Origin of the sequence: Affinirhizobium helianthi (assembly GCF_042680945.1) — a bacterium.
Lineage (GTDB): Bacteria > Pseudomonadota > Alphaproteobacteria > Rhizobiales > Rhizobiaceae > Neorhizobium > Neorhizobium helianthi.
Genome location: NZ_JBHUEQ010000016.1, coordinates 17,803 through 43,064, shown reverse-complemented (window position 1 = coordinate 43,064; position 25,262 = coordinate 17,803). Strand labels below are relative to the sequence as shown.

Genomic DNA, 25,262 nt, shown 5'->3' with positions numbered 1-25,262 from the left:
GATGTTTTCTATCTGATCCACGCTCACATGGATTGGCGAAATCTAAGATAGCCGGAGCGGAAACAGCATGGACAAGGCGGATCGGAAGTTTATATTTCAATCCCTCTCAACCATAGAGGGATATATTGATCCTCCCGATGCCTTGGTCTTCCAGGCGCTGCTTCATTGCCAGCAACAGCGGCAAATGGCGGGTGCGCTGGCTGAAATAGGAGTGTTCTATGGCCGCTCCTATTTCCTGATGAAGCAATTGTCGAAAGGGCATTCTCCTATTCTTGCCATTGATCTTTTCGATCTTGACGAGGATCGTGCGGGCGAGCCGCAACAATACCAGCGCTTTCTGGATAATGGCAGGCAGCTTGGCCTTCCCGTCGATGAGACAAACGTCATCCGCGGCGACAGCTGCTCCCTTACACCGGACGCCATTCTGAGCAGGGTTGGCCCGGTTCGCTTCTTCAGCATTGATGGTGGCCACCATCTTCACCATGTCGCATCCGATGCGGCACTTGCGCTGGAATGCATCGCACCTCACGGCATTATCGTCTTCGACGATACATTCAACATAGCCTGGCCGGAGGTGACCGTGGGGGTGGCGGATTTCCTGCGCCAGCATGCCGATACGCTCTGCTGTTTCTGCGTCACGAAGTACAAAACCTATGTCTGCCACCGTTCCTGGCGCGATTTTTACGTCGAAACGATCCGGCAGGCGAAACAATTATCGGCTCTGGAGCGTTCGGAAATCGAGTTCCTGGGGTCCAGCATCATAAAGCTTCATACACCGCTTGGACGCCGGGTCATGTTTGAAATCATGCGACGCTCTGGTCTTGGCAGCCTGTCCGGCCGGGCGTTCCGCTAACCGACCCACTGATCCAAACGTCCGGGCGGACGTAATGGAATTGCAGATGCTTGCCATCTTGAATGGTCGATGCATCGTACTTATCTGTCACATGGCTTGGTGCGAGGTCGGGACAAGACGCGCACCTTCCGGCTCGCCGAGGCAGATGCGCATGGGGGCCGGAGACATAGAGAAAGGGGTGCTTTATGGCCCGTAATACGCTTCCATCCATTACTGCCGGTGAAGCCGGCCTGAACCGTTATCTCGATGAAATCCGCAAGTTCCCTATGCTGGAGCCGCAGCAGGAATACATGCTGGCCAAGCGCTATCATGAACATGGGGATCGTGACGCCGCACATCAACTGGTGACCTCGCATTTGCGCCTCGTGGCGAAAATCGCGATGGGTTATCGTGGTTACGGCCTGCCGATCGGTGAAGTCGTCTCCGAAGGCAATGTCGGCCTGATGCAGGCTGTGAAGAAGTTCGATCCCGAGCGCGGCTTCCGCCTGGCAACCTATGCCATGTGGTGGATCAAGGCTTCCATTCAGGAATACATTCTCCGCTCCTGGTCGCTCGTCAAAATGGGCACGACCGCCAACCAGAAGCGCCTGTTCTTCAACCTTCGCCGCATGAAGGGAAAGATTCAGGCCATCGATGAAGGCGATCTGAAACCGGATCAGGTGAAGGAGATCGCGACCAAGCTCAATGTTTCGGAGGAAGAGGTCGTTTCGATGAACCGTCGCCTGACTGGCGATGCTTCGCTGAATGCGCCCATTCGTGCCACGGAAGGCGAATCCGGCCAGTGGCAGGATTGGCTGGTGGATGACCACGACAGCCAGGAAGAAACACTGATCGAGCAGGACGAGCTGGAAACCCGCCGCCGCATGCTGGAAAAGGCGCTGGGCGTTTTGAACGAGCGCGAACGCCGCATCTTCGAAGCACGTCGCCTGTCGGACGATCCGGTAACATTGGAAGAGCTGTCTTCCGAATTCGACATCAGCCGCGAACGCGTTCGCCAGATCGAGGTGCGCGCCTTCGAAAAGGTTCAGGATGCCGTGCAGAAGGAAGCCCTGGCACAGGCCAAGGCTCTGCGCGTGGTTGACGCCTAACCATTCAGATCATAATTCGCGTCATCGCCGTCATGGAACCTTCTGTGGCGGCTTTTTTGTGCCATTTGTGACAAAGTCACAGACAACTTACCATCAATCAATTCGAATATCGAATTGAGAGTGTAATTCGCATACGACTACAACAATTAGGCTATAAATATTATATTCGTCTAATTAATCTTCGCGTTACCACTCGTGGGTATTTTGAGGTGTAATTCACAAAAACGCTGCGTGGAGAATGACTTGCCGCAACATCTCCTGCACCGCGCAACCCTAGGAGCGCACCAGTTTATGTTTTCATTCGGCTCTGGAACAAACAATGCTAGGTTGAAGGCACTGGATGTCATCAACGCAAATATCATGATCGCGGACGCCAACCTCAACATAATCTATATGAATGAGGCTGTTCGATCCTTCCTTCAGGAGGTCGAAGCAGATCTGAAGAAAGAACTGCCCCGCTTTGACATGAATAGCCTTGTTGGAAGCAGCATCGACATCTTCCACAAGAATCCAGGCCACCAGCGCACCATGCTGGCCTCGCTCACCAAGCCGTATTCCGCCACGATCACCGTGGGACACCATGCCTTCGACCTGAACGTGACACCATTGAAGAATGGTGGGACCACAACTGGCTTTGTCGTTGAGTGGGCAGACGCCAAGATCCGTATGGAAAACAATGATTACCGCAGCCAATTGATCGCGATTGGCCGGTCGCAGGCAGTGATCGAGTTCACGCCTGAGGGTGAAATTGTCCTGGCGAACCAGAACTTCCTGGAAGCAACCGGGTATGCTCTGAGCGAGATCAAGGGGAAATCGCATCGCATCTTTCTGCCGGCGGGGCCGGCGGGCGATGAGGAATTCGAACAGCTATGGTCTCAGCTTCGCCAGAATAAACCGCATATCGGCGATATCCTGCGGGTGCGAAAAGATGGACGGCAGATCTTCCTCAACGCCTCCTACAACCCGATTACCGATGAGAACGGCAAGCTGGTCAAGGTTGTCAAATTTGCAACCGATGTAAGCGACCGTGTGCATGCGGTTAACAAGATCGGCGAGGCGCTGAGCCAGCTGGCCGATGGCGATGTTTCCTTCTCTATCGACACGCCATTTGCCCCCACATTCGAGCCGCTTCGCGCCAGCATGAACAATGCCGTGAAGCGTCTGGGCGAGACACTGGTTTCCGTTTCGCGCGCGGCAGATCTCATCGAAAGCGGATCGCGTGAAACCAGCCAGAGCGCTCAGGATCTCTCCAAGCGCACCGAGCAGCAGGCGGCCTCTCTCGAGGAGACAGCAGCCGCGCTTGAAGAGATTACGGCAAACGTCAAGAATGCTGCACAGCGTTCAGAAGAGGCACGGGGCGCGACCGCGCAAGCCAATAGCAGCGCCTCGCATTCCGGCAGGATCGTATCTGAAGCTGTCGGCGCGATGGCGCGGATCGAAAGCTCGTCCGGCCAGATTTCCAACATTATCGGCGTTATCGACGAGATTGCATTCCAGACCAATCTGCTCGCTCTTAATGCCGGAGTAGAGGCGGCACGCGCCGGGGAGGCAGGCAAAGGCTTTGCCGTCGTGGCGCAGGAAGTGCGCGAACTCGCACAGCGCTCTGCGCAGGCGGCGAAGGAGATCAAGGAACTCATCCGCAAATCCTCGGAAGAGGTGCAGTCCGGCGTTAAACTGGTCAGCGAAACCGGCGAAGCGCTCCAGACCATTCAGGAGCATATCCTGGCGGTGAACGATCATATGCAGGCCATTGCGAATGCTTCGCGCGAGCAATCGATCGGCCTTTCGGAAGTCAACACCGCCGTCAACCAGATGGACCAGATGACGCAGCAAAACGCGGCGATGGTCGAACAATCGACTGCGGCAAGCGCAACCCTTGCGCAAGAGGCAGCGCGCTTGCATGCGCTCATCTCCGCCTTCGCTCTGCCCGTCTCGGCTGCGCGCGCAGCCACCGTGGCAAGACCGAAGACCGCCGCCGCCCCGCCACCACGCGCTCCGGCAGCACCGGCAGCGCCTGCACGGGCACCCGCTCCCAAGCGTCAGCCGGTTGTCAGCGGCAATACCGCCTTGAAAAGCGACGACTGGGAAGAGTTCTGAGCTTGAAAAAAACAATCAAACGTTTTGAAAGGCCGCCCCGCGCGGCCTTTCTTCATGGATCGGCAACTCATCCTGTCCCAGCTGCAGCATAGGCCGCAAGGCGCTGCTCAAGCGTGCCTGTATGCAGCTCGAAGAGATGATTATCGTCATCGTGGAAATAGATGGACAGCCCTTCACCAGCTATGCGGGAGCGACCTTCCCTCACGTCCAGCCCAAGGTGCTCGATGGCACGCAGCCTGGCATCGACGTCTCCTTCGTCGATTTTGAAAGCCACGTGATTATAGCTTCTTTGCGCAAGCGGCTCGCCTTGCATGGCAACCATCCACACGGCGCAATCGCCCTCACCAATCAGATAGAAGCGTTCCGGCGACAGGGAAAAGCCGTGCGGACCACTGGCATAGATCCGTCGCCCTTTCAAAACCTCAAGGACGATTCTCTCCATGCAATCCAGGTTGCGGACGACAAAGGTGATGTGGCTGAGCATGGCAACCTCTCGAATGATCCCGGATTTTGAATCGACACAATCATCATGGCGAGACCGAGGCCTCTTGAAACATTCCTGAGGGTGAGACGCGGGCCTGTGTTTTGGAAAAACATGAGACGTCAAAAGTATCGCGGTAGCTTTTTCCGCCATCAGATCGAGGAAAACGTGGAGCAGGCTACGTTAGCGGTTTTAGAGCATTGTCGCGTTTCTGTGAGATACGAAAACGCTCCAGGCGCCATTCAGTTTCCGGCCAAAAGAAACCCGGCCCTCAAGCGAGGACCGGGTTTCTTTTGTTCTGATGATGCAGCTTACTGGCCCTGTTGGGGGGGCGCGATTGCCTGCCATTCGCGAATGGCTTCATCGAAGGCCTTGCGGCCGTCCTCACCCTTTTGCAGGGTCAAAAGGGCGCGGCGGCCCGTGCCATAGATCAAAGGCACATCCATCCAATCGCGCGTTTTCATGAGATCCAGATTGCGCGCACGCGCATCCGGAAAATCATTCAAGGCGATCATATGGAAATCCGTGGTAATCTTGGCAGGAACGGCAACCAGTGCATCACCGCGATCCTGCTCAGAAGATTTCATCGCAATGCGCTGGACATTATCGATCGATCCACCTTCGAAATTCGGCGGAAGCGAGAAGACGAATTCAACCAGATGACTTGCCGGAAGCGAAGGATCCGTATTGCGCTTGAACGTCACCAGCGCGGTCAGGCCACGGCCCGGCACGCTGATGCGCCCCTGAACCGTTGGCTCGGTCTTGCCGTTCTCGCCGCTTTCCTTCTGGAGAGACCAGGAAACGGAGCCTTCCACCGCCGTTGGCGAGGATTGGCCGATACGTTCCTCATAGAGGAAAATCTTGTCGCCGGCGGTTGCCACCGTATTGGTAGGCTGTTCCGGGCTGCCGACGGGAGGAGTGCCGGTTGAGGTGGCCCCTGCCTGACCGGGCGTTGCCGCCTGCGACACCTCACCGGCTGCACTCACCTGCGCCACCGATTGGTTTTGCGCCGTCGCTGCCGGACCGCCCGTGCCATCGTCAACCTCTGTGCCATCGGCCAGAAGACGTTGGGTGAACTTCTGCGGTCCCGCCTCTTCGCCAGTTGCGGCAGGCTGACCGGGTGTCGCTGCCTGTTGCGGAGGCTGGGTCTGTCCTGCCTGTTGCGCTTCGTTAACGGCTGTATTTGCCGTGCCAGGCGCCTGCTGTGTGGTGCTGCCATCGCTGGCAACCGAGCCGATGACGCCGGTAAGGGCATCCCGGTTCATCCAGATGGCATAGCCACCGCCGCCCAGCAGCAGCAGCCCGACCACTGACAGAATGAGCGGCGCGATGCTGCGTTTGCGCTTTGGCTGCACACGATAGGAGCGCGCGGCAGGCGCTGCCATCAACTCTTCCAGCTCGCGATTGTCGTCAGCCTCGCTGCGGGGGTTGTCCTCATTCAAGGCAACCCGGGCCGCTGGACTGGAAGCAGCTGCCGCACCGGCCGCAGCCGCACCCGCAGTTGCAATACCGTGACGGTCCTGGCCGATAAACTCTTCCAGATCATTCCACGGATCATTGTCTGGCCCGTGTTCCTCGGTCTTGGCTATGCTTTCGCTTCTCGGGGCTTGAGCACGCGGCTGAATAAAGTCCGCAAGCAGATCTTCCGGGTCCTGGCTTGGCTTTGCGGCAGGGCTGCTGTTGAAATCCGGCAGATCGGAAACGGAAGGCATGCGGGCTTGCGCCGATGCATGGTGCTCCTCGGAAAAATGCGCGGAGAAAAGCTCGGCAGCAGCCGAATCGTCAAAGCGTTGGGAAGCAGCCTGCGGTGGCGCCTGCCTCTGATCAGGCTGCTCGCGATAGTCTGCCTCCGGCGCCCAGAAAGCCTCATCTGTCTGCGGCTCTTCGCGACGGGAATGCACGTCCGGAGCGGAAACCGCTGATGCAGCCACTTCCGGCGCATACCAGTCCTGCTGCTGCGGTCCGGCATCAGGCTCGCCAACCAGCGGCGCGGTCGAAGGCGCGTCGGGCCAGGCGGGGGCAGCCTGCGTTGCAGGGCGGAAGCTTTCCGGTTGACCGTAAAGATCCGGCTCCGTCACCGGCTGGGCGGCGTCGACTTCCTGCCAATCGTCAGCGGCTTTCTGCTGAGGCGTTTCGTCTGCGTAATCCCGCTCTGCGGAACGCTGTGGGATGTGATCCTCATCATCGGCGAAAGGATCTGCCTCCGGGTGAGCGCCTTGCACAAACCCGGCAGTGCGAACCGGCTCTGCGCCCTGCGGCTCAGGTTCGGGCCAGGCGGTGTCCGCAACCTGTTGGCTGTCCGCCGCATCATAGGGCTGGACCGGCAAGGGCTCGGGCTCTTCGGGCGCATAGCGCTCCGCCGGGGCCTCATAGGCTTCTTCAGCCGTCACCGGGGAAGCGACGGGCTCGGGCTCTTCGTAAGTGGCATCCGCAGGATCGGTCTCCTGCGGCTCGGCCTGATAGGTGGCCTCATTCTCGTAAGACGCCGCTGGTTCTTCGTAGGCCGGTTCTTCGTAGACCGGCTCACGGTAGGACGGAGTCTCGTAAGACTGCGACGCGTAAGATTGGGGCTCTACCGGAGCGGCAAACTGCTCTTCAGCCGCGGCCGGTGTGGAGACCGGCTCCTGATAGGCTGGCTCCTGGCGAGGCTCTTCCTCAGCGTGAACGGGTTCCGGCTGCACAAATGCAGACGCCGCCGCAGATGCAACGGGCATTGCATCTTCCGGCGGCAACGCCTCCTGATGTTCGGCCTCCACCTCCCTGATGGCAGCGTCAAGCTTCTCCATCTGGCGGCGCAGCATCTCGTCGGAAGGGCGCGGCTTCATATTCTCCAGCTGACGCTGGACTGCACCGCGCGCTTTCTCGTACACCCGGATGCGCATTTCGGGAGTATTGTTCGCCAGCCCATCCACGGCCCGACGAATAACCGCTACAAAATCAGCCATTGATACTTTCTCTTGCTCACCGGCATTCACGCCGAGTGAAAAGGCAAATAGTGCTGAAGCTTAGTCTTCAAACGGGTCCGTCACAAGTATTGTGTCGTCCCGCTCAGGACTGGTTGAAAGAAGAGCCACCGGCGCGCCAATGAGTTCTTCGACCTGACGGACGTATTTAATGGCCTGTGCCGGCAAATCAGCCCATTTACGTGCGCCGACGGTCGATTCTTTCCAGCCTTCCAGCGTGATGTAAATCGGCTCCACCCGGGCCTGCGCTGCCTGAGCTGCCGGGAGATAATCGATCTCCTGACCATCCAGCCTGTAGCCAACACAGATCTTCAATTCATCCAGGCCGTCCAGAACATCGAGCTTGGTCAGCGCAATGCCGGTAATGCCGTTTGTGGCAACCGACTGGCGAACCAGAGCCGCATCGAACCAGCCACAACGACGCTTACGCCCTGTAACTGTGCCAAATTCATGACCACGCTCGCCCAGGAACTGGCCGATTTCATCCGTCAGCTCCGTCGGGAACGGGCCTTCGCCCACGCGGGTGGTGTAGGCCTTGGTGATTCCCAGGATGTAACCGAGCGAGCCCGGCCCCATGCCCGAACCGGCTGCAGCCTGACCGGCCACCGTATTGGAGGACGTCACGAAGGGGTAGGTTCCGTGGTCGATATCGAGCAGGGATCCTTGCGCACCCTCGAACAGAATGCGCGAACCCTTGCGACGCTCCTTGTCCAGCAGACGCCATACGCTATCCATGAAGGGCAGTACGCGCTCGGCGATGGAGGTCAATTCCTCCATGATCGTCTTGTGCTCGACTTCGGCCACGCCGAAACCACGACGCAGCGCATTGTGGTGAGTGAGGATACGCTCTACCTTGCCTTCCAGCGCCTCAAGATCTGCAAGATCCATGACGCGGATGGCACGACGGCCAACCTTGTCCTCATAGGCCGGGCCAATGCCGCGGCGCGTGGTGCCGATCTTCGTACCGCTGTTGGAGGCTGCGTCTTCACGCATGCCATCGAGTTCGCGGTGCAGCGACAGAATGAGAGTAGCGTTTTCAGCGATGCGCAGGTTCTCCGGCGTGACATGCACACCCTGATCCTTGAGGCGCCCCATTTCTGCGATCAGCGCGTGTGGGTCAACCACCACACCGTTGCCGATAACCGCCATTTTGCCGGGGCGCACCACGCCGGAGGGCAACAGGGAGAGCTTGTAGCTCACGCCATCGATGACGAGCGTATGACCGGCGTTATGGCCGCCCTGAAAGCGCACGACAATATCTGCGCGCTCGGAAAGCCAGTCGACAATCTTGCCCTTGCCTTCGTCACCCCATTGCGAACCGATTACCACCACATTGGTCATTGCCTGTGTCTTCCTGCTGTGCTGCGAGCTTCCGTCACCCGCTCAAACCGGCGCATCTATACTGTGTCATTTTACGGAAAGCGACCCGTTTATGCGTATTATGGCGTTTTTGCGTGACATATCACAAGCCGAAAGGCTATTTCAGCGCAACCATTATCCACGCGCGGCTTCTGTGTCGCCTTGCTGCGGATTACGAAAGTGCATTTCAGAGCCTATTTTTTCCTGTCTGTCGCTGCGCTCTGCTGGGGCGGAAATGTTATTGTCGGCAAATTGGCAATCGGGCATATCAGCCCGATGATCCTCACCATGTGGCGCTGGATTTTTGCCTGCGCCATCATCTTTGCGATCTCGCTTCCGCAATTGAAGAAGGATTGGCCGGTGGTGAAAAATCACCTCCCCCTCCTCTTCTGCCTGGGGGCCATCGGCTATACGCTTTTCAACGTGCTGCTCTATTCCGCCGTTCATCATACCACGGCAATCAATGTCACGATCGAACAGGCGGCGATTCCCTTCCTTATCTTCATTGCAAATCTCGTTCTGTTTCGCATCCGCATTTCTCTGGCACAGGTGCTGGGTTTTTCACTGACACTCATCGGCGTCGCACTCACCGCCTCGCATGGCGATTTGAAAAGCCTGCTGCAGCTGGAACTGAATTTCGGCGATGCCCTGATGCTGGTGGCCGTTGCCGCCTATGCCACCTACACAATTATGCTGCGCTGGAGACCGCCGGTGGACTGGCGCACGCTGATGGCCATTCCCTCTCTTGCCGCACTTGTCTGCACAATTCCGCTGGTGAGTTGGGAAATCTCAAACGGAAATGCCGTGTGGCCGGATGCCTATGGCTGGGTTGCCGCGCTCTATACAGCCCTCTTCGCATCCCTGATCGCGCAGGTCTTCTACGTCCAGGGCATTGTGCACATCGGCGCCAATCGGGCGGGTCTCTTCATCAACCTCGTTCCCGTCTTCGGCACCCTTCTCTCCGTTATTATTCTGGGTGAAGAACTGCACACCTATCATGTGCTGGCACTGGTTCTGGCTCTTGGCGGCATTGCCATTGCAGAACGTTGGAAGCCCTCGCAGGACTGACAGGAAGTACGGGCCGGATCTGTAAACGTTTAGTTAAATCTTACCGGTTATTAATCCTCTCAGATCGAGAGGATAAGCGATGCGTTATGCGTTTTTCATCGCCCTTCTCTTTCTTGCCGGTTGCGGAACAGCACCCAGCAGGATTGATAATGCATGCGCCATTTTCGCGCAGCGTGACGGGCTCTTCAATAACTGGGCGCGAGAGGCGAGACACGCTTCACGGCAATATGGCGTGCCTGTTCCGGTTCTGATGGCGACCATCTATACGGAATCCAGCTTCAGGCCCTATGCCAAGCCCCGCCGAACCTATCTGCTCGGTTTCATTCCGTGGAAGCGGATATCCTCTGCCTATGGCTATGCCCAGGCTCTGGATGGCACATGGGCCACTTACAAGCGGGAAACCGGCAATTGGGGTGCCAGCCGCAGCAATTTCGGCGATAGCATCCACTTCGTCGGCTGGTATCACAACAAGAGCAACAAGCGGAACGGCATCGCGCTGAACGATACCTACAGGCTCTATCTCGCCTATTACGCAGGCCACAAGGGCTATGCACGCGGCGAATTCACCTCCGCCATCCGTGGAGCGGCACAGCGATCCGCACGCATCGCGGAACGTTATGAGCGGCAGCTTCACGCCTGCGGCTATTGAAACGCAAGAACCGGAGCAGCACCTGCCGCTCCGGTTTTGTCGGGCTTCAAGCGGCCGTTCCAAAGCCGGCAAGAAACAGCTTCACCGCCTCGATTTCATTGCCGCGAATTTCATGGCCGCCGGGATGCCATTCCAGCTGCACCTGTTCGCCGCTTTCCGTGAAATAATCGGCCAGCGCCTGAGTGAGCGGCACAGGACAGATCGGATCTCTTTCGCCCGCCGTCATCAGCACTTTACCGTGGCCTTTTCGAGCCTTTGGCTGGAACGGGATCAGCGGGTGCATCAACACCGAAACGGCAAAGAGGTCCGGTCTTTCGATCACGAGATTGGTGAGAATATTCGCACCGTTTGAAAAGCCGAGACCGATGACAGGCCCCGCCTGATAGTGATCCCTGCAAGCGGCAATGAAGTCTGCCATTCTCTCTGTTGCTCTTGCCAGATCCTCCAGATCGTAGACGCCCTCCGCCTTGCGGCGGAAGAAACGGGCAGCCCCATGTTCAGAGACATCGCCGCGCGGTGAGATGACGGTCGCATCGGGCAAAAGCCGGCTGCCGAAATCGAAGAACTGGTTTTCATCGCCGCCGGTCCCGTGGAACACGAAGAAGATGGGTGCGCCAGCTGCACCGGGTCTCGCCCGGTGCACATAGTTTTCCATGCTCATGAGCCGATCCCTCAGCCTTCCAGCTTTTCCAGATGTTCTTCCAGATAGGTGCGCAGATGCGCATGCTGCGTCGGAAGCTTCAGTGCCTCGCCCAGATGCGCCCTATCCTCATCACGGTCGAAACCGGGTTCGTTGGTGGCAATCTCGAACAGCACACCGCCCGGCGTGCGGAAGTAGATGGCCCAGAAGTAGTCGCGGTCAATCACGGGTGTGACCTGATAGCCGGTATCCATCAGGGCTTTGCGCACTTCCAGCTGCTTTTCCCGGTTCTCAACCGCGAAAGCGATATGATGCACGGAGCCGGCACCCAGATTGGCGCGACTGATATTCGGCATGGTTTCGATGTCGATGACATCGGCACCGTTGCCGCCGGGAATGGCGAGCCGAACCACACCGTCCTGACGATCGACTTCCTCATAGCCCATGAACTTCAACAGTTCTGCGGTCGCACCTTCATCGCGAAGGCGAAGGGAAGCGGAGTGAAAGCCACGAATGGCATGATCCTCGGAAACACCGTTGCCGGTCCACGCGGCACGCGGATCGTCCTTGACCTCCACCAGTGCGAAACCATCGCCGTCCGGCCCGAAGAAATGCAGGCGCTTCTCGCCGAAGGCTTCGGCATTCTTCAACTCGAGGCTACCCTTGGAGACCAGCCGATTGGCCCAGAAACCGAGCGAACCTTCCGGAACCGAAAAGAGGGTCGTGCCCACTTCGCCCGTTCCCGGACGACCCTTGGCAATGTGGGGAAAGGGAAAATAGGTCATCACCGAGCCCGGCGTGCCAAGCTCATCGCCATAATAGAGGTGATAGACATCCGGTGCGTCGAAATTGACCGTCTTCTTCACACGGCGAAGCCCAAGCGCATCGGTGAAGAACCTGTTATTCGTGCGGGCACTGGCTGCCATCGAGGTGACATGGTGCAAGCCCCTGATCTGGTTCAGCATTGCAAACCCTCCTGATCGATTACGGCGCAGAGTTCGCGCCGTTTCCATGGCAGGCAAGATGGTCGCAAAAGCCCGAAACGCCTAGACTGAACAATCAGAACGGATTGTTCACAAAACAGCTATTGCTCATTTGCCGTTTCCGGCAATTGCCAATCCACCGGCTCACGTCCATTGGATAGGAGATAGGCATTGGCCTTGGAAAAATGGCCAGAGCCGAAGAAACCGTTATGCGCCGAAAGCGGCGATGGATGCGGGGCCTTCAGCACCAGATGCCGCCTCTGATCCACAAAAGCGGCCTTCTTCTGGGCATAGGATCCCCACAGCATGAAGACGACATGATGGCCCTGCTCGTTCACAGCCCGGATCACGGCATCGGTAAAGCGTTCCCAGCCTTTGCCCTGATGGGATGCGGCCCTGGATTCCTCCACCGTCAACACGCTGTTTAACAGCAGCACACCCTGCCGCGCCCAATGTTCCAGAAATCCGTGGCGGGCGGGCTTGATGCCGAGATCGCTCTGCATCTCCTTGTAGATATTGACCAGCGAAGGAGGAATGCGCACGCCCGGCCGCACGCTGAAGCACAGGCCATGCGCCTGGCCTTGGCCGTGATAGGGATCCTGCCCCAGGATCACGACCTTCACCTCTGGCAGCGGCGTCAGGTCCAGGGCGCGAAAATACTCTGCACCCTTGGGGAAAATGCGCTTGCCCGCTTCCTTTTCCCGCTGAAGAAACTGGCGAAGCTCCCCCATATAGGGGCTGGAAACCTCCTCACCCAGTGCCTGTTTCCAGCTTTCCTCAAGCCTCACTGCCGTCTCGCTCATATCCCGCCTTCCAAGTCAAAGCACGTGGTTGCTGCGCGAATGCCAGTTCCACGCAGACTGGATAATATCGTGCAGCGTGTAGCGCGGCTCCCAGCCCAGCACGGCCCGCGCCTTCTCGTTATTGGCCACCAAAGAGGTCGAATCCCCCTCCCGTCGCGCGGCATATTCCACCGGGAAAGGCCGCCCCGACACATCCGATATCGCAGCCAGCAATTCCTTTACAGTCGTGCCCGTGCCGGTGCCAAGGTTAAGCTCCACCGTCTCCCCGCCCGCCAGCAGATAATCAAGCGCCCGCACATGGGCATCGGCAAGATCGAGCACGTGGATATAGTCGCGCACGCAGGTACCATCGCGTGTGTCGTAATCCGTACCGAACACCTTGAAGCCTTCGCGCCGCCCCAGCGCGGCCTCGATGGCCAGCGGAATGGCATGCGTTTCCGGCGTGTGCCATTCGCCGATACGCCCCTCGAAATCGGCACCGGCAGCATTGAAATAACGCAGCATCACCGAGCGCAGGCCCTTGTAGGTGCTGTAATCCTTAAGCGCCTGCTCGATGATGAACTTGGTGCGGCCATAGGGGTTGATCGGGGCTTGGGCGTGCGTCTCATCCATCGGCACCTGTTGCGGCAGACCATAGGTGGCGCAGGTGGAGGAAAAGACGAAGGCCTTCACACCCGCGTCCATGGCAGCGGAAAGAAGCGTCAAGGCACCGATCACATTGTTATCGTAGAAGGCGACCGGGTTCTTGACCGATTCACCCACCTCGATCAGCGCGGCGAAGTGCAAAACCGCATCCGGCTGATGTTTGGCAAAGACCTCATCCAGCCGCGCCCGATCACGAATATCACCCTCTTCCAGGGGGCCCCATTTGACGAATTCCGCATGTCCGTTGGTCAGATTATCGAAGACAATGGGCTGATAGCCGCGTTCTGCAAGAGCAAGACAATTGTGCGAACCGATGTAACCGGCGCCGCCGACGACGAGAACCTTCTTGACTGACATGAAGGGTGCGAACTCCGTTGGACGTTGAGGGCGAATATAGACACCGGACCTTAGAAAGAAAGCCTGCGGCAAGATCATGAACTTGACCATTCAAGAAAGGATTTTGCACCGCCCGGGCCTTGCGCTATGGTCGCGCCCAAAAAGAGGTTGATGCAGCGCAATGCGGTGGCTTTTTCTCATTCTCGGCTGGCTGTTTGTGGGCCTGGGGGTTCTGGGCGCCTTCCTGCCGATTTTGCCAACCACGCCTTTTCTGCTGCTGGCGGTTGCCTGCTTCACCCGCTCGTCTCCGAGGCTGGAAGCCTGGCTTATCAACCATCCGCGCTTCGGGCCGCCCCTGCAGGACTGGCGTGCGCATGGCGCCATTCCACGCCGGGCCAAGGTGCTGGCAGTCTCGATGATCGCTGTCAGCTATGGCCTCTTCGTGCTTGGAACATCGCCGCCGCTTTGGCGCGCCCTGATCGTTCTGGCCATACTCTGCGCCTCATCCCTTTTCATCGTCACGCGGCCGGATAGCGGCTGACCAGCAACAAGGAGTGCATATGTATATCGCGATGAACCGGTTCCGGGTTGCTCCAGGCTTCGAGCAGGCCTTCGAGGATATGTGGAAGAACCGCGAGCGGCATCTTTCCACCGTTCCGGGCTATGTGGAATTTCACATGTTGAAAGGCCCGAAGAAAGAGGATCACACGCTCTATGCCTCCCATACCATCTGGGAGAACGAGGAGATGTTCACCGCCTGGACAAAGTCCGAACAGTTTCGCGCCGCTCATTCCCGGGCGGGCGAGAACCGCAAACTGGTGGAATATCTGGGACCGCCGCAATTCGAAGGCTTCGAGGTCATCATCAGCGAGAACCGCGACGGCCAGTCAACCTTGTAAAACCAGTCAACCTTGTAAAATCAGTGGCTGGCCGCGTGCTGCGGCTTGCCTTTCCGCTTGGTGGAAGCCATGTCGTGAAGCTCCTTTTCCGACATGGATTTCTCCATGCTTTTCGATGCTCCCTTCAGTTCGCTCTTCTTGAGGTCGCCCCGCTTGGCGGCCAGAGCCGCGCCAGCTGCCTTCTGCTGTGCCTTGGATTTTGCGGGCATGTTCCTGCTCCCTTGGATGATTGAAGCCATACGCGATCAACTGCGCGCCCTGCATTCTGTTCCGCCCCGGACGCCAATCATTGCAACGGAACCGGAAGGCAATGCCGGGGGTTTCCTTATCCAGTGCGGTCGAAGCGACCGCTTGCCAGGAAAGGAAAGACTGATGGATGCCAAGGATCACATGGATGCGCGAGACAAGATGACGGACGAAGGCTCGCGCCGTTTCGAGCAGGATGACCGCGAGCGGGTGGAAGACGCCCTGCACACGCAGCTCGATTCCACTAATATGAAGGCGGTCCATGAGGCATCACGGCTTGGCGGCGGCGATACCTATCTCGTGGAAAGCGACCTTGAGGATCTGGACGAAAGGCTGGATAGCGACGGGGCAGACGGCCGCCCGAGCCCGATGGCCAATGCCGACAATCCAGAGCGATAAGCAGCAATCGAGCCGGATGTGAAGGAACAGATCCCGCATCCGGCTGTTTCTTTGCGCCAGACGCAAAGGCCCCGGAGATCCCATGAACGCACCGACTGACCCAGGAACTGCCAAAGAGGCACGGCCAGCCGACCCATCCATGAAGGCCGTTCCCCACATTGAGGCGCAAGCGGCACCGACGCTTGCCACTGCGGATGCGCAGGATTTCGTGGCCCTTTCGGTCAATGAACTGGTGGCCTCGCATATCCCCTTCCTGCTGGCAGGAACCTATGCCGTCAGTGCCTATACCGGCATAACCCGCCCCACCAAGGATCTCGACATCTTTTGCAAGGCGGGCGATTTCAACCGCATCCTGGCGCATTTCAAGGCGAAGGGCTTCGACATTGAGGTGGAGGACGATCGCTGGCTTGGCAAGGTAAAGCGCGGCGAGCATTTCTTCGATGTCATCTTTGCCGGCTCCAACGGCACCATGCCGATTGGCGATGCCTGGTTCGAAAATGCCCGGCGGATGGATTTCAACGATCAGAAGGTGCGTATCGTCGCGCCGACAGAGCTTATCTGGTCGAAATGCTTCGTGCAGTTGCGCCACCGCTATGACGGAGCGGACGTGGCCCACCTCATTCTCCGCGCGCACGACCAAATCGATTGGCAGAGGCTGCTGGGCCATATGGAAGTGCATTGGGAGGTGCTGTTGATGCACCTTCTGAACTTCCGCTGGATCTACCCCACAGAGCGCGACAAGGTGCCGGACTGGCTGCTGGACGAGCTTCTGGAACGGCTGGCAGCCCAGCGCGAATTGCCCCTGCCCCAGATGAAGATCTGCCGTGGCCGTATGTTCTCGCGTATCGATTTCGAGATTGACGTGAAGGAATGGGGTTTTGCCGATGTGGGCGGCGAAGGGGAGCTGAGACAAGACCAGGAAGGAGCCATGCTGTGACAAAACCGGCCCAGACCAGGACGCCAGCGAAGGGACAAAAGCTCAGGATCGCAGCAGTGGCGGATCTGCACGTCAAGGAGAGCGGCTCGGAGAGCTACCGCGACCTTTTCACCGAAATGTCCACCAAAGCCGATGTTCTGGTCATGGCAGGCGACCTCACGGATCTTGGCAAGAAGGCCGAGGCGGAACGCCTTGCCAGCGATCTGCGCTCCTGCACCATTCCCATGGTCGCCGTTCTCGGCAACCATGATTTCGAATGCGGCGCGGTCGATGATGTGCGCTCGATCCTGAAAGATGCAGGTGTGCATCTGCTGGAAGGCCAAGCGGTCGAGATCAACGGCGTCGGCTTTGCGGGCGTCAAGGGTTTCGCGGGTGGTTTTGGGCGGCACATGCTGGGCAGTTTCGGCGAACCCGCCATCAAGGCCATGGTTGCGGAAAGCATGGAGGAGACCATGCGGCTGGAAAATGCGCTCCGGCAGGTACGCTCCGAGCGGGCCATGGTGGTTCTGCATTACGCGCCAATCGCCGAAACTGTGGAAGGCGAACCGAAGGAAATCTATCCATTCCTCGGCTCGTCGCGACTGGCGGAAACCATCGACCGCTTCCCCGTCAGCGCCGTGGTGCATGGACATGCCCATCGCGGCCGCTTCGAAGGGCGCACCCCCGGCGGAGCGCCTGTCTATAATGTCGCCGCACATATCGAGAAGCCAACCGGCAGGCCCTATGCGATAATTGAGTTGTGACGCATCAGCGCGGGAACCGCTTTCCCCCGACGACGTTTCAGTGGGCTCGGAAATCTCATTGAAAATCGCGTCGGAGGCGCAGCCAGCTTGACGATTCCCACATCCACCTACCGGATTCAGTTCCGCAACGGCATGACCTTCGACAAGGCGGCGGAACTTGTTCCCTATCTCAACTCCATGGGAATCAGCCACCTTTACGCATCCCCCATTTTCACGGCGGCCAAAGGCTCCACGCATGGCTATGATGTGGCCGATGCCAACGAAATCGAACCCGAACTCGGTGGACGCGAAGGCTTCGACAGGCTGAGCACACAGCTAAAGCAGGAGGGCCTCGGCCTCATTCTCGATATCGTGCCGAACCACATGGCATCCGGCCTGGAGAACCGCTGGTGGCGCAGCATTGTGGAATGGGGCAAGGACAGCCGCTACCACCATTTCTTCGATGTGAACTGGATGCGCCGCCTGACGCTGCCCTTTCTGGGCGATGACTTCGATAAGGTGCTTGCCGATGGCGACATCACACTTCTGCTCGACACAGAAGCGGGCTGCCTCGCCTTCGGTTATTTCGAAAGCCACTACCCTCTTTCACCCGCCACCTATGCCATGGCTCTCGGCAGCATCGAACATCCTCTGGCCGACCAGTTGATCGCACTTGCGCGCGATGCCCGGGCGGAAGCGGAAGAGGATTTCCACGACCGCGTGCGGGAGCTTGCCCGTCAGCACGATATGGATGCTTTCAATCGGGAGCTTGCGCAAGCAGCGCACGGCCCGGGCCTGATGAGCAGCCTGCATGAGGCGCAACCTTATCGCCTGATGTCCTGGCGGGATGCGCCGCGTGACCTGAGCTACCGCCGCTTCTTCGAGATTACCGGGCTTGCCGGGCTACGTGTGGAAGAAGAAGAGGTCTTCCTCGAAAGCCATCGTCTGATCCTCGACCTCGTCCGGTCAGGTCAGGTGGATGGGTTGCGGATCGATCATGTGGACGGCCTTGCCAATCCGGGTGATTATCTTGCCCGCCTGCGGGAAGAGGTCGGGCCGAAATGCATTCTGCTGGTGGAAAAAATCCTGGCGCATGGCGAACATCTTCCGCAGAAATGGCCGATCTCCGGCACCACCGGCTATGAATTCATCGCCACCGTTTCAGATGCCTTGATCGAGCCGGAAGGTCTGGAACAACTTCGCCATACCTATGCTGAACTGGCGGGCCGTGAAATCGACATCGAGGAAGAGGTGCGCAAGGCCAAAGGCCTGATGGCGGATGTGAACTTCGAGGGCGAGTTCAGCACACTGGCCATGATGGGGCAGGAAATGGCGCAAGGCCATGGCATGGTGACGGCAAGCGACGCCGAGACTTTTGCACGCGCCCTGCGCGAATTGCTGATCGCCTTCCCGGTCTACCGCACCTATGGAAACAAGCTTGGGCTTGAACCGGCGGACCGACAGCGCCTCACCGACATTCTCACCCAAATCCGGTCAAAACCCACCGCTCCCGATGCGGAAGCGCTGTCCTTCATCGCCCGTATTCTCGCAGGCGATGTGAACCAGGAATTCGACGCAAAGGCCGCTGTCTTTCGCACCCGCTTTCAGCAACTGACCGGGCCGCTGATGGCGAAGTCGATTGAAGACACGCTGTTTTATCGCATCAACCCCGCCATTGCCCTGAACGAAGTTGGCGCGGAGCCGCTGCCGCGCAGCTTCAGCCTGCAAAACTTTCATGCAGACATGAAGCAGCGGCAGGCGCTTCAGCCGGAGGGCTTATCTGCCAGTTCCACCCACGATACCAAGCGGGGTGAGGATGCGCGTGCAAGGCTCTATACGGTGACAGAGGAACCGGAACTGTTTTCTCAGGCATTCGCCGAATGGCAAACCATGCAGAAACCTGCTTTGGTTGACCTGAACGATGGTCCCGCCCCGGAGCCGGAAGTGGAATGGCTGATCCTTCAGGCTCTTGCAGGCGTATGGCCACATAATCTTGGAGCCGGCGAAGCAGAGGCCCTTAAAGCACTCGAAGAGCGGCTGCTGCCTTATGTGGAGAAAAGTCTGCGGGAAGCAAAGCTGCGCACAAACTGGAACGGCCCGAATGAAGGGTATGAAAAGGCGGTTGGTGCTTACATCCGGCATCTGCTTTCGCCAGAGGCTTTGCCGTTTCGCGAGCATTTCCTGCGCGTGATGAAGCCTGTTTTCATGGCGGGCGCGGTTAATTCCATCACGCAGACCCTGATCAAGCTGACGGCACCGGGCGTGCCGGATATCTATCAGGGCAGCGAGACCATGGACCTCAGCCTTGTCGATCCCGATAACCGCCGGATGCCGGATTACGCGCGGCTGACGCGCTTGCTCAATGAGCCCGCGGACCCGGCCACGCCTGAAACCTGGCTCAACGGGCACCTGAAGCAGCAAATCATCAAGGCCCTTCTGCATGTTCGCCGCGAGAATCCCGATCTTTTCTGGCACGGCGAATACATCCCGCTCTATGCTGCGGGTGAAAAGGGTAGCCATGTGGTGGCCTTTGCCCGCCGTCTCGGCAAACAAAGCCTGGTGACGATTGCCCCACGCTTCGTGTTGGAAACAATCCGGGAAACCGGTGGCCTGCCGCAGGCATCCTTCTGGTACGGCACAAGCCTTACGACCCGGGAACTGACAGGAACCACACCGTTTCGCAATCTCTTCACAGGTGAGACTGTCGAGCGAGACGAGCGTGTTTCCATGGAAAAGCTCTTCTCTCGCCAGCCCTTTGCGGTGTTGCTGTCAACCTGACGGCAACATCTTTTTGGTCCGACAAGAAAAAGCGCCGGTCGTCAGACCAGCGCTTTTTTAAGTTTAGCTTTTGTCTCGTTCAGGCGATGCCGACGAATGACAGAACTGCAATCACAATAACAACGGCTCCAACGAGCCATACGATGCTGTTCATGTGTTCCTCCCTATTTTGAGGTCGTTGAGCGGCAGAAGGCCGCGGGCTTGTTTCAAGGTGGCGATCAGGAAAGACCGATCAGATTCAGGATCGCGATCACGATAACAACGGCTCCCACGAGCCAAACGATGCTGTTCATTCCCAAGCTCCCTTTCGTTTCGGCTAATCAACGAGATCGTGAAGCAAAGGTTCCGCTCGCATCGCGGGAACCTTCGTTTGGCGCTGGTGTTCACACGAATGCCCGTTTGGCCCGCCCCTGTTGGCCAGACCCCTTCTGCACGGCCCATCGGCAAGGCCCAGGATGAGGAAAGACGCTACATGTCCATGACCCCCGACACCTCCGCGCTCAGTGTTCCGCCTTTGCAAGAACGCAAGCCGCAGCGGCCTCAACGGGTGGTGATCGTGGGCGCTGGCTTCGGCGGCCTTTCAGTGGCGAAAGCGCTTGGAAATTCGGTTCTGGATGTCACGGTCATTGACCGGCGCAATCACAACCTGTTTCAGCCACTTCTTTACCAGGTGGCAACCGCCGCTTTATCACCTGCCGATATTGCCGAACCCATTCGGCGCACGCTTGGCCGGTATCACAACATCAAGGTCATGCTGGCGGAGGTCACCGGCATTGATCGGGTGAACCATCAGGTTCTCCTCAATCAGGCCAATCCGGTTCCCTATGACCGGCTGATCATCGCCACTGGCTCCGAATATAATTATTTCGGTCATGACGAATGGCGTGCCTTTGCTCCCGGCCTGAAGACGATCCACGAGGCGAGACTGATCCGCCAGCGCCTGCTGCTTGCCTTTGAGAAGGCAGAACTCTCCCGCGATCCGAAGGAAAAAAAGGCGCTGCTGACAAGCGTGGTGATCGGCGGCGGCCCCACCGGCGTGGAAATGGCAGGCGCCATTGCAGAGCTTGGCCGTTTCATGATCACGCGTGATTTTCGCAAGCTCGCGCCGGAAGATTTTCGCGTTGTGCTGATTGAGGCGGGTCCGAAAATCCTGGCCGCCTTCCCGGACGACCTGACCGATTACGCCCATGCGGAACTGGAAAAACTGGGCGTGGAGGTGCAAACGGGCCGCATGGTCGAGAGCATCACCAAGGATAGCGTGATTGCCAGTGGCGAGACCATTTTCGCCGGCAATATTCTTTGGGGTGCCGGGGTGAAAGCGTCGCCTGCCTTTCGCTGGCTGGGGCTCGACCCGAAGGCGGGCGGGCGCATACCCGTGGGGCCAGATCTTCGCGTGGAGGGCACCAGTGATATCTATGCCATTGGCGATACAGCGCTTGGACTGGGCGAAGATGGCAAACCCCTGCCTGCGCTGGCCCAGGTGGCAAAGCAGCAGGGCGAATATCTGGGTCGTGCCTTGCGAAACGAGCTTCTGGAAGGGCGAAAGCCCGAGCCGTTCCGGTTCCGCAATCGCGGCAATACGGCAGTCATCGGCAGACACGCGGCGATCTTCGACTTTGGCAAGCGACGCCTTAAGGGGCGCGTGGCCTGGCTGCTCTGGGCCATCGTCCATGTCTACCTGCTGGTGAATTTCGAAAAGCGCCTGCTCGTCAGCATCCAGTGGCTGTGGCGTTACGCGACCCGCCAACGCGGGGCGCGTCTCATCGACGAGAATGCGGGAAACATCGTTCCGGCAACCACGCAAAGGAGTGAAACATGAACACGGCCAATCCGCAGCTGGAAGGGCTCTACATGGCCATTGCGGGCATCAATCGCCTTCTGGTGGAAAAGCAGCTGCTGACCCATGAGGAAATTCGCGAAATCCTCGGGGAAGTGGAACGGGCAGTGCTGACAGACCCCAAGTCGCAAAGCGTTTCCGCGTCTCATGTCAAGGCCATGGCCTTTCCAATCCGCCTGCTTCTTCTGGCAAACGATGCAGCGGAAAAGGGCGCGCAACCCAGTTTCGAGGCCCTCGCCCGCAAGATCGGCCAACAGGAGCAGAAGGAGGTTTTATAGGTCCTTGCCCATGATTGTCCTGCCCCATGAGTGTCTGGGCCCATGAGTGTCTGAGCCATGAGTATCCTGTCACCCGACGGATCAGATCCGGCAAACCGTAAGACTTCTCCGCAAGGCAGAAAACCGGCGACAGACAATGCCCGTGGCCGGTCTTCACCTTCAACAGGAAGACGCTCTGACAATCTCTCAAGAGCGAGCGCCTAGCTGTTGAAAAGAATGAGAACTTTAAATAATCGGCTTGCCGCCAGTGACGGCAATGGTTGCGCCGGAGACGTAGGATGACAGTGGATCGGCCAGCATCACATAGGCCGTTGCCAGTTCTGCGGGCTGGCCTGGTCGCTTCATCGGCACCTGCTTGCCGAAATTCTTCACCGAATCCTCCGGCAGAGTGGACGGAATCAAGGGCGTCCAGATCGGCCCGGGAGCCACGGCATTCGCGCGGATACCCTTTTCCGCCAGCATCTGGGCAAGCCCTGCCGTGAAGTTCTGGATGGCGCCCTTTGTCGTTGCATAGGCAAGAAGCGAAGGGTTGGGGCTGTCCGAATTGATGGACGCTGTATTGATGATGGAGGAGCCGGGCTTCATGTGCGGCACCGCAGCCTTGGTGAGATAGAACATGGCGTGGATGTTGACCTTGAAGGTCAGCTCCCATTCTTCGTCCGGGATTTCCTCAATGGTTGAGAACGTCGCCTGGTGGGCTGCATTGTTCACGAGTATGTCGATACGACCAAGCTCGTTGACGGCTGTTTCAATCACCTTGCGGCAATGATCGGCAGATTGAAGATCGCCGGAAAGCAGAACAGCCTTGCGCCCCGCTTCTTCCACCAATCGCTTGGTCTCCTTGGCATCCTCATCTTCATTGAGGTAGGAAATCAGCACATCCGCACCCTCGCGCGCAAACGCAATGGCCACCGCGCGGCCAATACCGCTATCGCCTCCGGTAATAACGGCCTTCTTGCCCTGCAAGCGGCCGGAACCCTTATAGGATTTCTCGCCGTGGTCCGGCGCGGGCTGCATCTGGCGCGTCAGGCCCGGCATCTCGATCTTCTCTTGCGGAAAAGGCGGCGTGGGATGGTTCTGGTTCATGAAAATCACCTCTGGTCGTTGGGGATGTGAGGTCCAACGTTGGCGATCCGTCGATGTTCCAACTTCCCGTTAGACAGCCCAGCGGAGAATTTGGGGCAGCGCGCCTAGAAATGTCGCTCCATGCACATGCCCTTCCAGCACGTCCGACGAGACCGAAAGGGCAGGAATTTTGGACAGACGTGCTATCAGATCCATGGTCTCTGGCGCTGGCCCTGTTGGAGCGGGGCCCTTGTCGTTCGAACGCTGCTCCTTATCGCCGAGCGCAATAAACAGTCTGATCCTGTCTGCATCCGCCTTCGGCCAGACGGCTTGACGTTCCAGCCTGCGCATCGGCTCCTGCGCCCACCAGATCGAAGGGCTGACAGGCGCATAGGCCGAGAAGGCACGTGGCTGGCGAAAGAGCGCAATCAGCGTCATCAACCCGCCAAAGGAGTGGCCGCCCAGCACGCGCCGCGATGGGTCCACCTTGAGGTCGCCTTCAGCGGCGCTGCGCAAGTCGCCAGTCAACATGGTCAGAAATTCAAAGCCGCCGCCAATCTTCCGCTCCGGTCTGGCCGGATCGACATGAGGACCATTGCCTTGCTTTGGCGGGGTATAATCCAGCGTGCGCTCCACCATGGCAAACTTGCGCGGCGTATCATAGCCCAGGCCGATCACCACAAGATCGGGCACGAGCGCCAGAAGCTCCGCCGTCAGATCATCGAACACGGCATTGCCGTCCAGCAGGGTGAGCGTTGGATATCCCGTGGCAGGCGCAGCTTTCTTCGGAATAGCGCGGAAAATGCGAAATTTGCGTCCATTCGCCAGGGTCACCACCCGATCATCCAGCCTGTGAGTCGCCACATCGACCTTGAAGATATCGAGGGTCGTCTCCGCAACGCGCATCTGGGCATAAGTCAGGCTGGGCTTCATAAGGCTTGGCATGGTCATGAAGGGCAGAGCAGTAAGCAGTTGACGGCGGCGAAGGGTGAAGCTTGGCATGGAAGCGATGACCTCGGCGATGCGGACCTATGGGAAAGCATGGAAACTCCCGCGCTTTTGATGACAGCCTCCATATAATTCTTGACGAATAGATACCGCTTTAAATAAGTGAACCCGACTTCTCAACTTATAATCGCCCGTTCGCCGCTTTTTCCGCGAAGGGGCCAGGCGCAAGGATCATCCCATGCTGCTCTCTTCGTTCCGCTCTCTCACGCTTGCCATCGCACTGGCTGCGGCCGCGCTGCCTGCGCTTGCGGCAGATATCACCATTCGCCACGCGCAGGGGGAAACGAAACTGCAGGCAACGCCGAAAAAGGTCGTAACCTTTGATCTTGCGGCGCTCGATACGCTGGATGCACTGGGCGTTACCATCGCTGGCGTGCCGGAAGCGCCCATGCCCGATTATCTGGCAAAATATGCAGGCGACGGCACCCCGAAGATCGGCTCGCTGTTCGAGCCCGATTATGAAGCCATTGCCGCCATGCAGCCGGACCTCATCATTGTAACGGCCAGATCCGCGACAAAATTCAAAGAGTTGTCGCAGATTGCTCCGACCATTGATCTATCGATCGCTGGCACGAACTTCCTCAAGCAATCGGAAGACAATATCCGTATGCTGGCGCGCATCTTCGATAAGGAAAGCGAAGCTAACCGCTTGATTGACAAGCTGAATGCGTCGACATCCGAGTTGAAGCAAAAAACGAAGACCGCTGGCCGCGGCCTGATCGTGCTGACCACCGGTGGCAAGATGAGCACCTATGGCCCCGGTTCGCGTTTTGGCGTGCTGTTTTCCGATTACGGCATGACGCCTGCCGACGACAGCATCAAGGCGGATACGCACGGCCAGCCCATTTCCTATGAATATATTCTGGAAAAGAACCCGGACTGGCTGATTGTGATCGACCGTGACGCAGCCATTGGCGGCAAGGGCGAAGCCGCTGCCAAGATGCTGGACAACGATATCGTTCACCAGACAACCGCCTGGAAAAAGAAGCAGGTGGTCTATCTTGACGGGCTGGCGCTCTATGTCGTCGGCGGTGGCCTGACGGCCCTGCAAAAGACCGTGGACCAGCTGAACACAGCCATGGCCGGCGATTGAGGCAGGCAAGGCCGGTCCCCGCGGATCGGCCTCTC

The 25,262-nt window shown here is 58.4% G+C and carries 24 protein-coding genes; 14 read left to right on the top strand and 10 right to left on the bottom strand.

Features of this window, described 5'->3' with window-relative positions:
• The first annotated feature begins 67 nt into the window (after positions 1–67).
• From ACFSE1_RS09545 to ACFSE1_RS09535, 3 genes are all read left to right on the top strand, one after another.
• The gene (locus ACFSE1_RS09545; protein WP_377399922.1) at positions 68–853 is read left to right on the top strand and encodes a class I SAM-dependent methyltransferase; all 786 of its coding nucleotides are present in this window, start codon (positions 68–70) and stop codon (positions 851–853) included.
• Between the two features lie 185 nt (positions 854–1,038).
• Positions 1,039–1,941, top strand: coding sequence for an RNA polymerase sigma factor RpoH (gene rpoH / locus ACFSE1_RS09540; RefSeq protein ID WP_377399919.1), 903 nt, complete (start codon positions 1,039–1,041; stop codon positions 1,939–1,941).
• 291 nt (positions 1,942–2,232) lie between these two features.
• Positions 2,233–4,038: a methyl-accepting chemotaxis protein gene (locus tag ACFSE1_RS09535; RefSeq protein WP_377399916.1), complete on the top strand. Its 1,806-nt coding sequence runs from the start codon at positions 2,233–2,235 to the stop codon at positions 4,036–4,038.
• Between the two features lie 67 nt (positions 4,039–4,105).
• On the opposite strand, the gene fosX is transcribed toward ACFSE1_RS09535, so the two are convergent.
• The 3 genes from fosX to ACFSE1_RS09520 form a co-directional block, all read right to left on the bottom strand.
• On the bottom strand, positions 4,106–4,522 hold the full coding sequence (fosX, locus tag ACFSE1_RS09530; protein WP_377399913.1) for a FosX/FosE/FosI family fosfomycin resistance hydrolase: 417 nt from the start codon (positions 4,520–4,522) through the stop codon (positions 4,106–4,108).
• 308 nt (positions 4,523–4,830) lie between these two features.
• Complete coding sequence (locus tag ACFSE1_RS09525) at positions 4,831–7,464, bottom strand: hypothetical protein (protein ID WP_377399910.1); 2,634 nt, start codon at positions 7,462–7,464, stop codon at positions 4,831–4,833.
• Positions 7,465–7,524: 60 nt separating this feature from the next.
• Positions 7,525–8,823, bottom strand: coding sequence for an adenylosuccinate synthase (locus ACFSE1_RS09520; protein ID WP_377399907.1), 1,299 nt, complete (start codon positions 8,821–8,823; stop codon positions 7,525–7,527).
• Positions 8,824–9,021: 198 nt separating this feature from the next.
• On the opposite strand from ACFSE1_RS09520, the gene ACFSE1_RS09515 reads away from it, so the two are divergent.
• Both ACFSE1_RS09515 and ACFSE1_RS09510 read left to right on the top strand, forming a co-directional pair.
• Positions 9,022–9,909 carry a DMT family transporter gene (locus tag ACFSE1_RS09515; RefSeq protein WP_377399904.1) on the top strand — a complete coding sequence of 296 codons (888 nt, stop codon included), beginning with the start codon at positions 9,022–9,024 and terminating at the stop codon, positions 9,907–9,909.
• Between the two features lie 79 nt (positions 9,910–9,988).
• Entirely contained in the window at positions 9,989–10,558 is a 570-nt protein-coding gene (locus tag ACFSE1_RS09510; protein WP_377399901.1) for a transglycosylase SLT domain-containing protein, read from the top strand.
• Between the two features lie 46 nt (positions 10,559–10,604).
• On the opposite strand, the gene ACFSE1_RS09505 is transcribed toward ACFSE1_RS09510, so the two are convergent.
• The 4 genes from ACFSE1_RS09505 to galE all read right to left on the bottom strand — a co-directional run bounded on the left by ACFSE1_RS09505 (position 10,605) and on the right by galE (position 13,986).
• Positions 10,605–11,219, bottom strand: a complete 615-nt coding sequence (locus ACFSE1_RS09505) for an alpha/beta hydrolase (RefSeq protein ID WP_377399898.1) — start codon at positions 11,217–11,219, stop codon at positions 10,605–10,607.
• An 11-nt stretch (positions 11,220–11,230) separates the two neighbouring features.
• Complete coding sequence (locus ACFSE1_RS09500) at positions 11,231–12,163, bottom strand: VOC family protein (RefSeq protein ID WP_377399895.1); 933 nt, start codon at positions 12,161–12,163, stop codon at positions 11,231–11,233.
• 119 nt (positions 12,164–12,282) lie between these two features.
• A complete protein-coding gene (ung, locus tag ACFSE1_RS09495) occupies positions 12,283–12,984 on the bottom strand; it encodes a uracil-DNA glycosylase (RefSeq protein ID WP_377399892.1) in 702 nt (233 codons plus the stop codon).
• A 15-nt stretch (positions 12,985–12,999) separates the two neighbouring features.
• Complete coding sequence (gene galE, locus ACFSE1_RS09490; protein WP_377399889.1) at positions 13,000–13,986, bottom strand: UDP-glucose 4-epimerase GalE; 987 nt, start codon at positions 13,984–13,986, stop codon at positions 13,000–13,002.
• Between the two features lie 160 nt (positions 13,987–14,146).
• Here galE and ACFSE1_RS09485 point away from each other — a divergent pair, with 160 nt between their 5' ends.
• Both ACFSE1_RS09485 and hmuQ read left to right on the top strand, forming a co-directional pair.
• Positions 14,147–14,506 carry a YbaN family protein gene (locus tag ACFSE1_RS09485; protein ID WP_377399886.1) on the top strand — a complete coding sequence of 120 codons (360 nt, stop codon included), beginning with the start codon at positions 14,147–14,149 and terminating at the stop codon, positions 14,504–14,506.
• Between the two features lie 19 nt (positions 14,507–14,525).
• On the top strand, positions 14,526–14,864 hold the full coding sequence (hmuQ, locus tag ACFSE1_RS09480; RefSeq protein WP_377399884.1) for a heme-degrading protein HmuQ: 339 nt from the start codon (positions 14,526–14,528) through the stop codon (positions 14,862–14,864).
• 20 nt (positions 14,865–14,884) lie between these two features.
• On the opposite strand, the gene ACFSE1_RS09475 is transcribed toward hmuQ, so the two are convergent.
• Positions 14,885–15,073 carry a DUF3008 family protein gene (locus ACFSE1_RS09475; RefSeq protein ID WP_377399881.1) on the bottom strand — a complete coding sequence of 63 codons (189 nt, stop codon included), beginning with the start codon at positions 15,071–15,073 and terminating at the stop codon, positions 14,885–14,887.
• Between ACFSE1_RS09475 and ACFSE1_RS09470 the strand changes: the two genes are divergently transcribed.
• The 6 genes from ACFSE1_RS09470 (at position 15,072) to ACFSE1_RS09445 (ending at position 22,061) form a co-directional block, all read left to right on the top strand.
• A complete protein-coding gene (locus ACFSE1_RS09470) occupies positions 15,072–15,509 on the top strand; it encodes a hypothetical protein (RefSeq protein ID WP_377399878.1) in 438 nt (145 codons plus the stop codon). The genes ACFSE1_RS09475 and ACFSE1_RS09470 overlap by 2 nt on opposite strands.
• A 139-nt stretch (positions 15,510–15,648) precedes the next feature.
• Complete coding sequence (locus ACFSE1_RS09465) at positions 15,649–16,446, top strand: nucleotidyltransferase family protein (protein WP_377400201.1); 798 nt, start codon at positions 15,649–15,651, stop codon at positions 16,444–16,446.
• Entirely contained in the window at positions 16,443–17,189 is a 747-nt protein-coding gene (locus ACFSE1_RS09460; protein ID WP_377399875.1) for a metallophosphoesterase family protein, read from the top strand. The genes ACFSE1_RS09465 and ACFSE1_RS09460 overlap by 4 nt, the downstream gene beginning before the upstream one ends.
• Positions 17,190–17,276: 87 nt before the next feature.
• A complete protein-coding gene (gene treY / locus ACFSE1_RS09455) occupies positions 17,277–19,946 on the top strand; it encodes a malto-oligosyltrehalose synthase (RefSeq protein ID WP_377399872.1) in 2,670 nt (889 codons plus the stop codon).
• A gap of 472 nt (positions 19,947–20,418) precedes the next feature.
• A complete protein-coding gene (locus ACFSE1_RS09450; RefSeq protein ID WP_377399869.1) occupies positions 20,419–21,765 on the top strand; it encodes an NAD(P)/FAD-dependent oxidoreductase in 1,347 nt (448 codons plus the stop codon).
• Positions 21,762–22,061: a hypothetical protein gene (locus ACFSE1_RS09445; RefSeq protein ID WP_377399866.1), complete on the top strand. Its 300-nt coding sequence runs from the start codon at positions 21,762–21,764 to the stop codon at positions 22,059–22,061. The genes ACFSE1_RS09450 and ACFSE1_RS09445 overlap by 4 nt, the downstream gene beginning before the upstream one ends.
• 225 nt (positions 22,062–22,286) lie before the next feature.
• On the opposite strand, the gene ACFSE1_RS09440 is transcribed toward ACFSE1_RS09445, so the two are convergent.
• Both ACFSE1_RS09440 and ACFSE1_RS09435 read right to left on the bottom strand, forming a co-directional pair.
• Positions 22,287–23,147 (bottom strand): SDR family oxidoreductase, encoded by an 861-nt coding sequence (locus tag ACFSE1_RS09440; RefSeq protein ID WP_377399863.1) that lies wholly within the window; start codon positions 23,145–23,147, stop codon positions 22,287–22,289.
• A gap of 69 nt (positions 23,148–23,216) precedes the next feature.
• Entirely contained in the window at positions 23,217–24,128 is a 912-nt protein-coding gene (locus ACFSE1_RS09435; RefSeq protein ID WP_377399860.1) for an alpha/beta hydrolase, read from the bottom strand.
• Between the two features lie 184 nt (positions 24,129–24,312).
• On the opposite strand from ACFSE1_RS09435, the gene ACFSE1_RS09430 reads away from it, so the two are divergent.
• Positions 24,313–25,227, top strand: a complete 915-nt coding sequence (locus ACFSE1_RS09430; protein WP_377399857.1) for a siderophore ABC transporter substrate-binding protein — start codon at positions 24,313–24,315, stop codon at positions 25,225–25,227.
• The last annotated feature ends 35 nt before the right edge of the window (positions 25,228–25,262 follow it).

Excerpts from the sequence above, each read along its gene's own strand:
- ACFSE1_RS09545 (WP_377399922.1), top strand. The coding sequence starts at position 68 with ATGGACAAGGCGGATCGGAAGTTTATATTTCAATCCCTCTCAACCATA.
- rpoH (WP_377399919.1), top strand. The coding sequence starts at position 1,039 with ATGGCCCGTAATACGCTTCCATCCATTACTGCCGGTGAAGCCGGCCTG.
- ACFSE1_RS09535 (WP_377399916.1), top strand. The coding sequence starts at position 2,233 with ATGTTTTCATTCGGCTCTGGAACAAACAATGCTAGGTTGAAGGCACTG.
- fosX (WP_377399913.1), bottom strand. The coding sequence starts at position 4,522 with ATGCTCAGCCACATCACCTTTGTCGTCCGCAACCTGGATTGCATGGAG.
- ACFSE1_RS09525 (WP_377399910.1), bottom strand. The coding sequence starts at position 7,464 with ATGGCTGATTTTGTAGCGGTTATTCGTCGGGCCGTGGATGGGCTGGCG.
- ACFSE1_RS09520 (WP_377399907.1), bottom strand. The coding sequence starts at position 8,823 with ATGACCAATGTGGTGGTAATCGGTTCGCAATGGGGTGACGAAGGCAAG.
- ACFSE1_RS09510 (WP_377399901.1), top strand. The coding sequence starts at position 9,989 with ATGCGTTATGCGTTTTTCATCGCCCTTCTCTTTCTTGCCGGTTGCGGA.
- ACFSE1_RS09505 (WP_377399898.1), bottom strand. The coding sequence starts at position 11,219 with ATGAGCATGGAAAACTATGTGCACCGGGCGAGACCCGGTGCAGCTGGC.
- ACFSE1_RS09500 (WP_377399895.1), bottom strand. The coding sequence starts at position 12,163 with ATGCTGAACCAGATCAGGGGCTTGCACCATGTCACCTCGATGGCAGCC.
- ung (WP_377399892.1), bottom strand. The coding sequence starts at position 12,984 with ATGAGCGAGACGGCAGTGAGGCTTGAGGAAAGCTGGAAACAGGCACTG.
- galE (WP_377399889.1), bottom strand. The coding sequence starts at position 13,986 with ATGTCAGTCAAGAAGGTTCTCGTCGTCGGCGGCGCCGGTTACATCGGT.
- ACFSE1_RS09485 (WP_377399886.1), top strand. The coding sequence starts at position 14,147 with ATGCGGTGGCTTTTTCTCATTCTCGGCTGGCTGTTTGTGGGCCTGGGG.
- hmuQ (WP_377399884.1), top strand. The coding sequence starts at position 14,526 with ATGTATATCGCGATGAACCGGTTCCGGGTTGCTCCAGGCTTCGAGCAG.
- ACFSE1_RS09470 (WP_377399878.1), top strand. The coding sequence starts at position 15,072 with ATGTTCCTGCTCCCTTGGATGATTGAAGCCATACGCGATCAACTGCGC.
- ACFSE1_RS09475 (WP_377399881.1), bottom strand. The coding sequence starts at position 15,073 with ATGCCCGCAAAATCCAAGGCACAGCAGAAGGCAGCTGGCGCGGCTCTG.
- ACFSE1_RS09465 (WP_377400201.1), top strand. The coding sequence starts at position 15,649 with ATGAAGGCCGTTCCCCACATTGAGGCGCAAGCGGCACCGACGCTTGCC.
- ACFSE1_RS09450 (WP_377399869.1), top strand. The coding sequence starts at position 20,419 with ATGTCCATGACCCCCGACACCTCCGCGCTCAGTGTTCCGCCTTTGCAA.
- ACFSE1_RS09445 (WP_377399866.1), top strand. The coding sequence starts at position 21,762 with ATGAACACGGCCAATCCGCAGCTGGAAGGGCTCTACATGGCCATTGCG.
- ACFSE1_RS09440 (WP_377399863.1), bottom strand. The coding sequence starts at position 23,147 with ATGAACCAGAACCATCCCACGCCGCCTTTTCCGCAAGAGAAGATCGAG.
- ACFSE1_RS09435 (WP_377399860.1), bottom strand. The coding sequence starts at position 24,128 with ATGCCAAGCTTCACCCTTCGCCGCCGTCAACTGCTTACTGCTCTGCCC.
- ACFSE1_RS09430 (WP_377399857.1), top strand. The coding sequence starts at position 24,313 with ATGCTGCTCTCTTCGTTCCGCTCTCTCACGCTTGCCATCGCACTGGCT.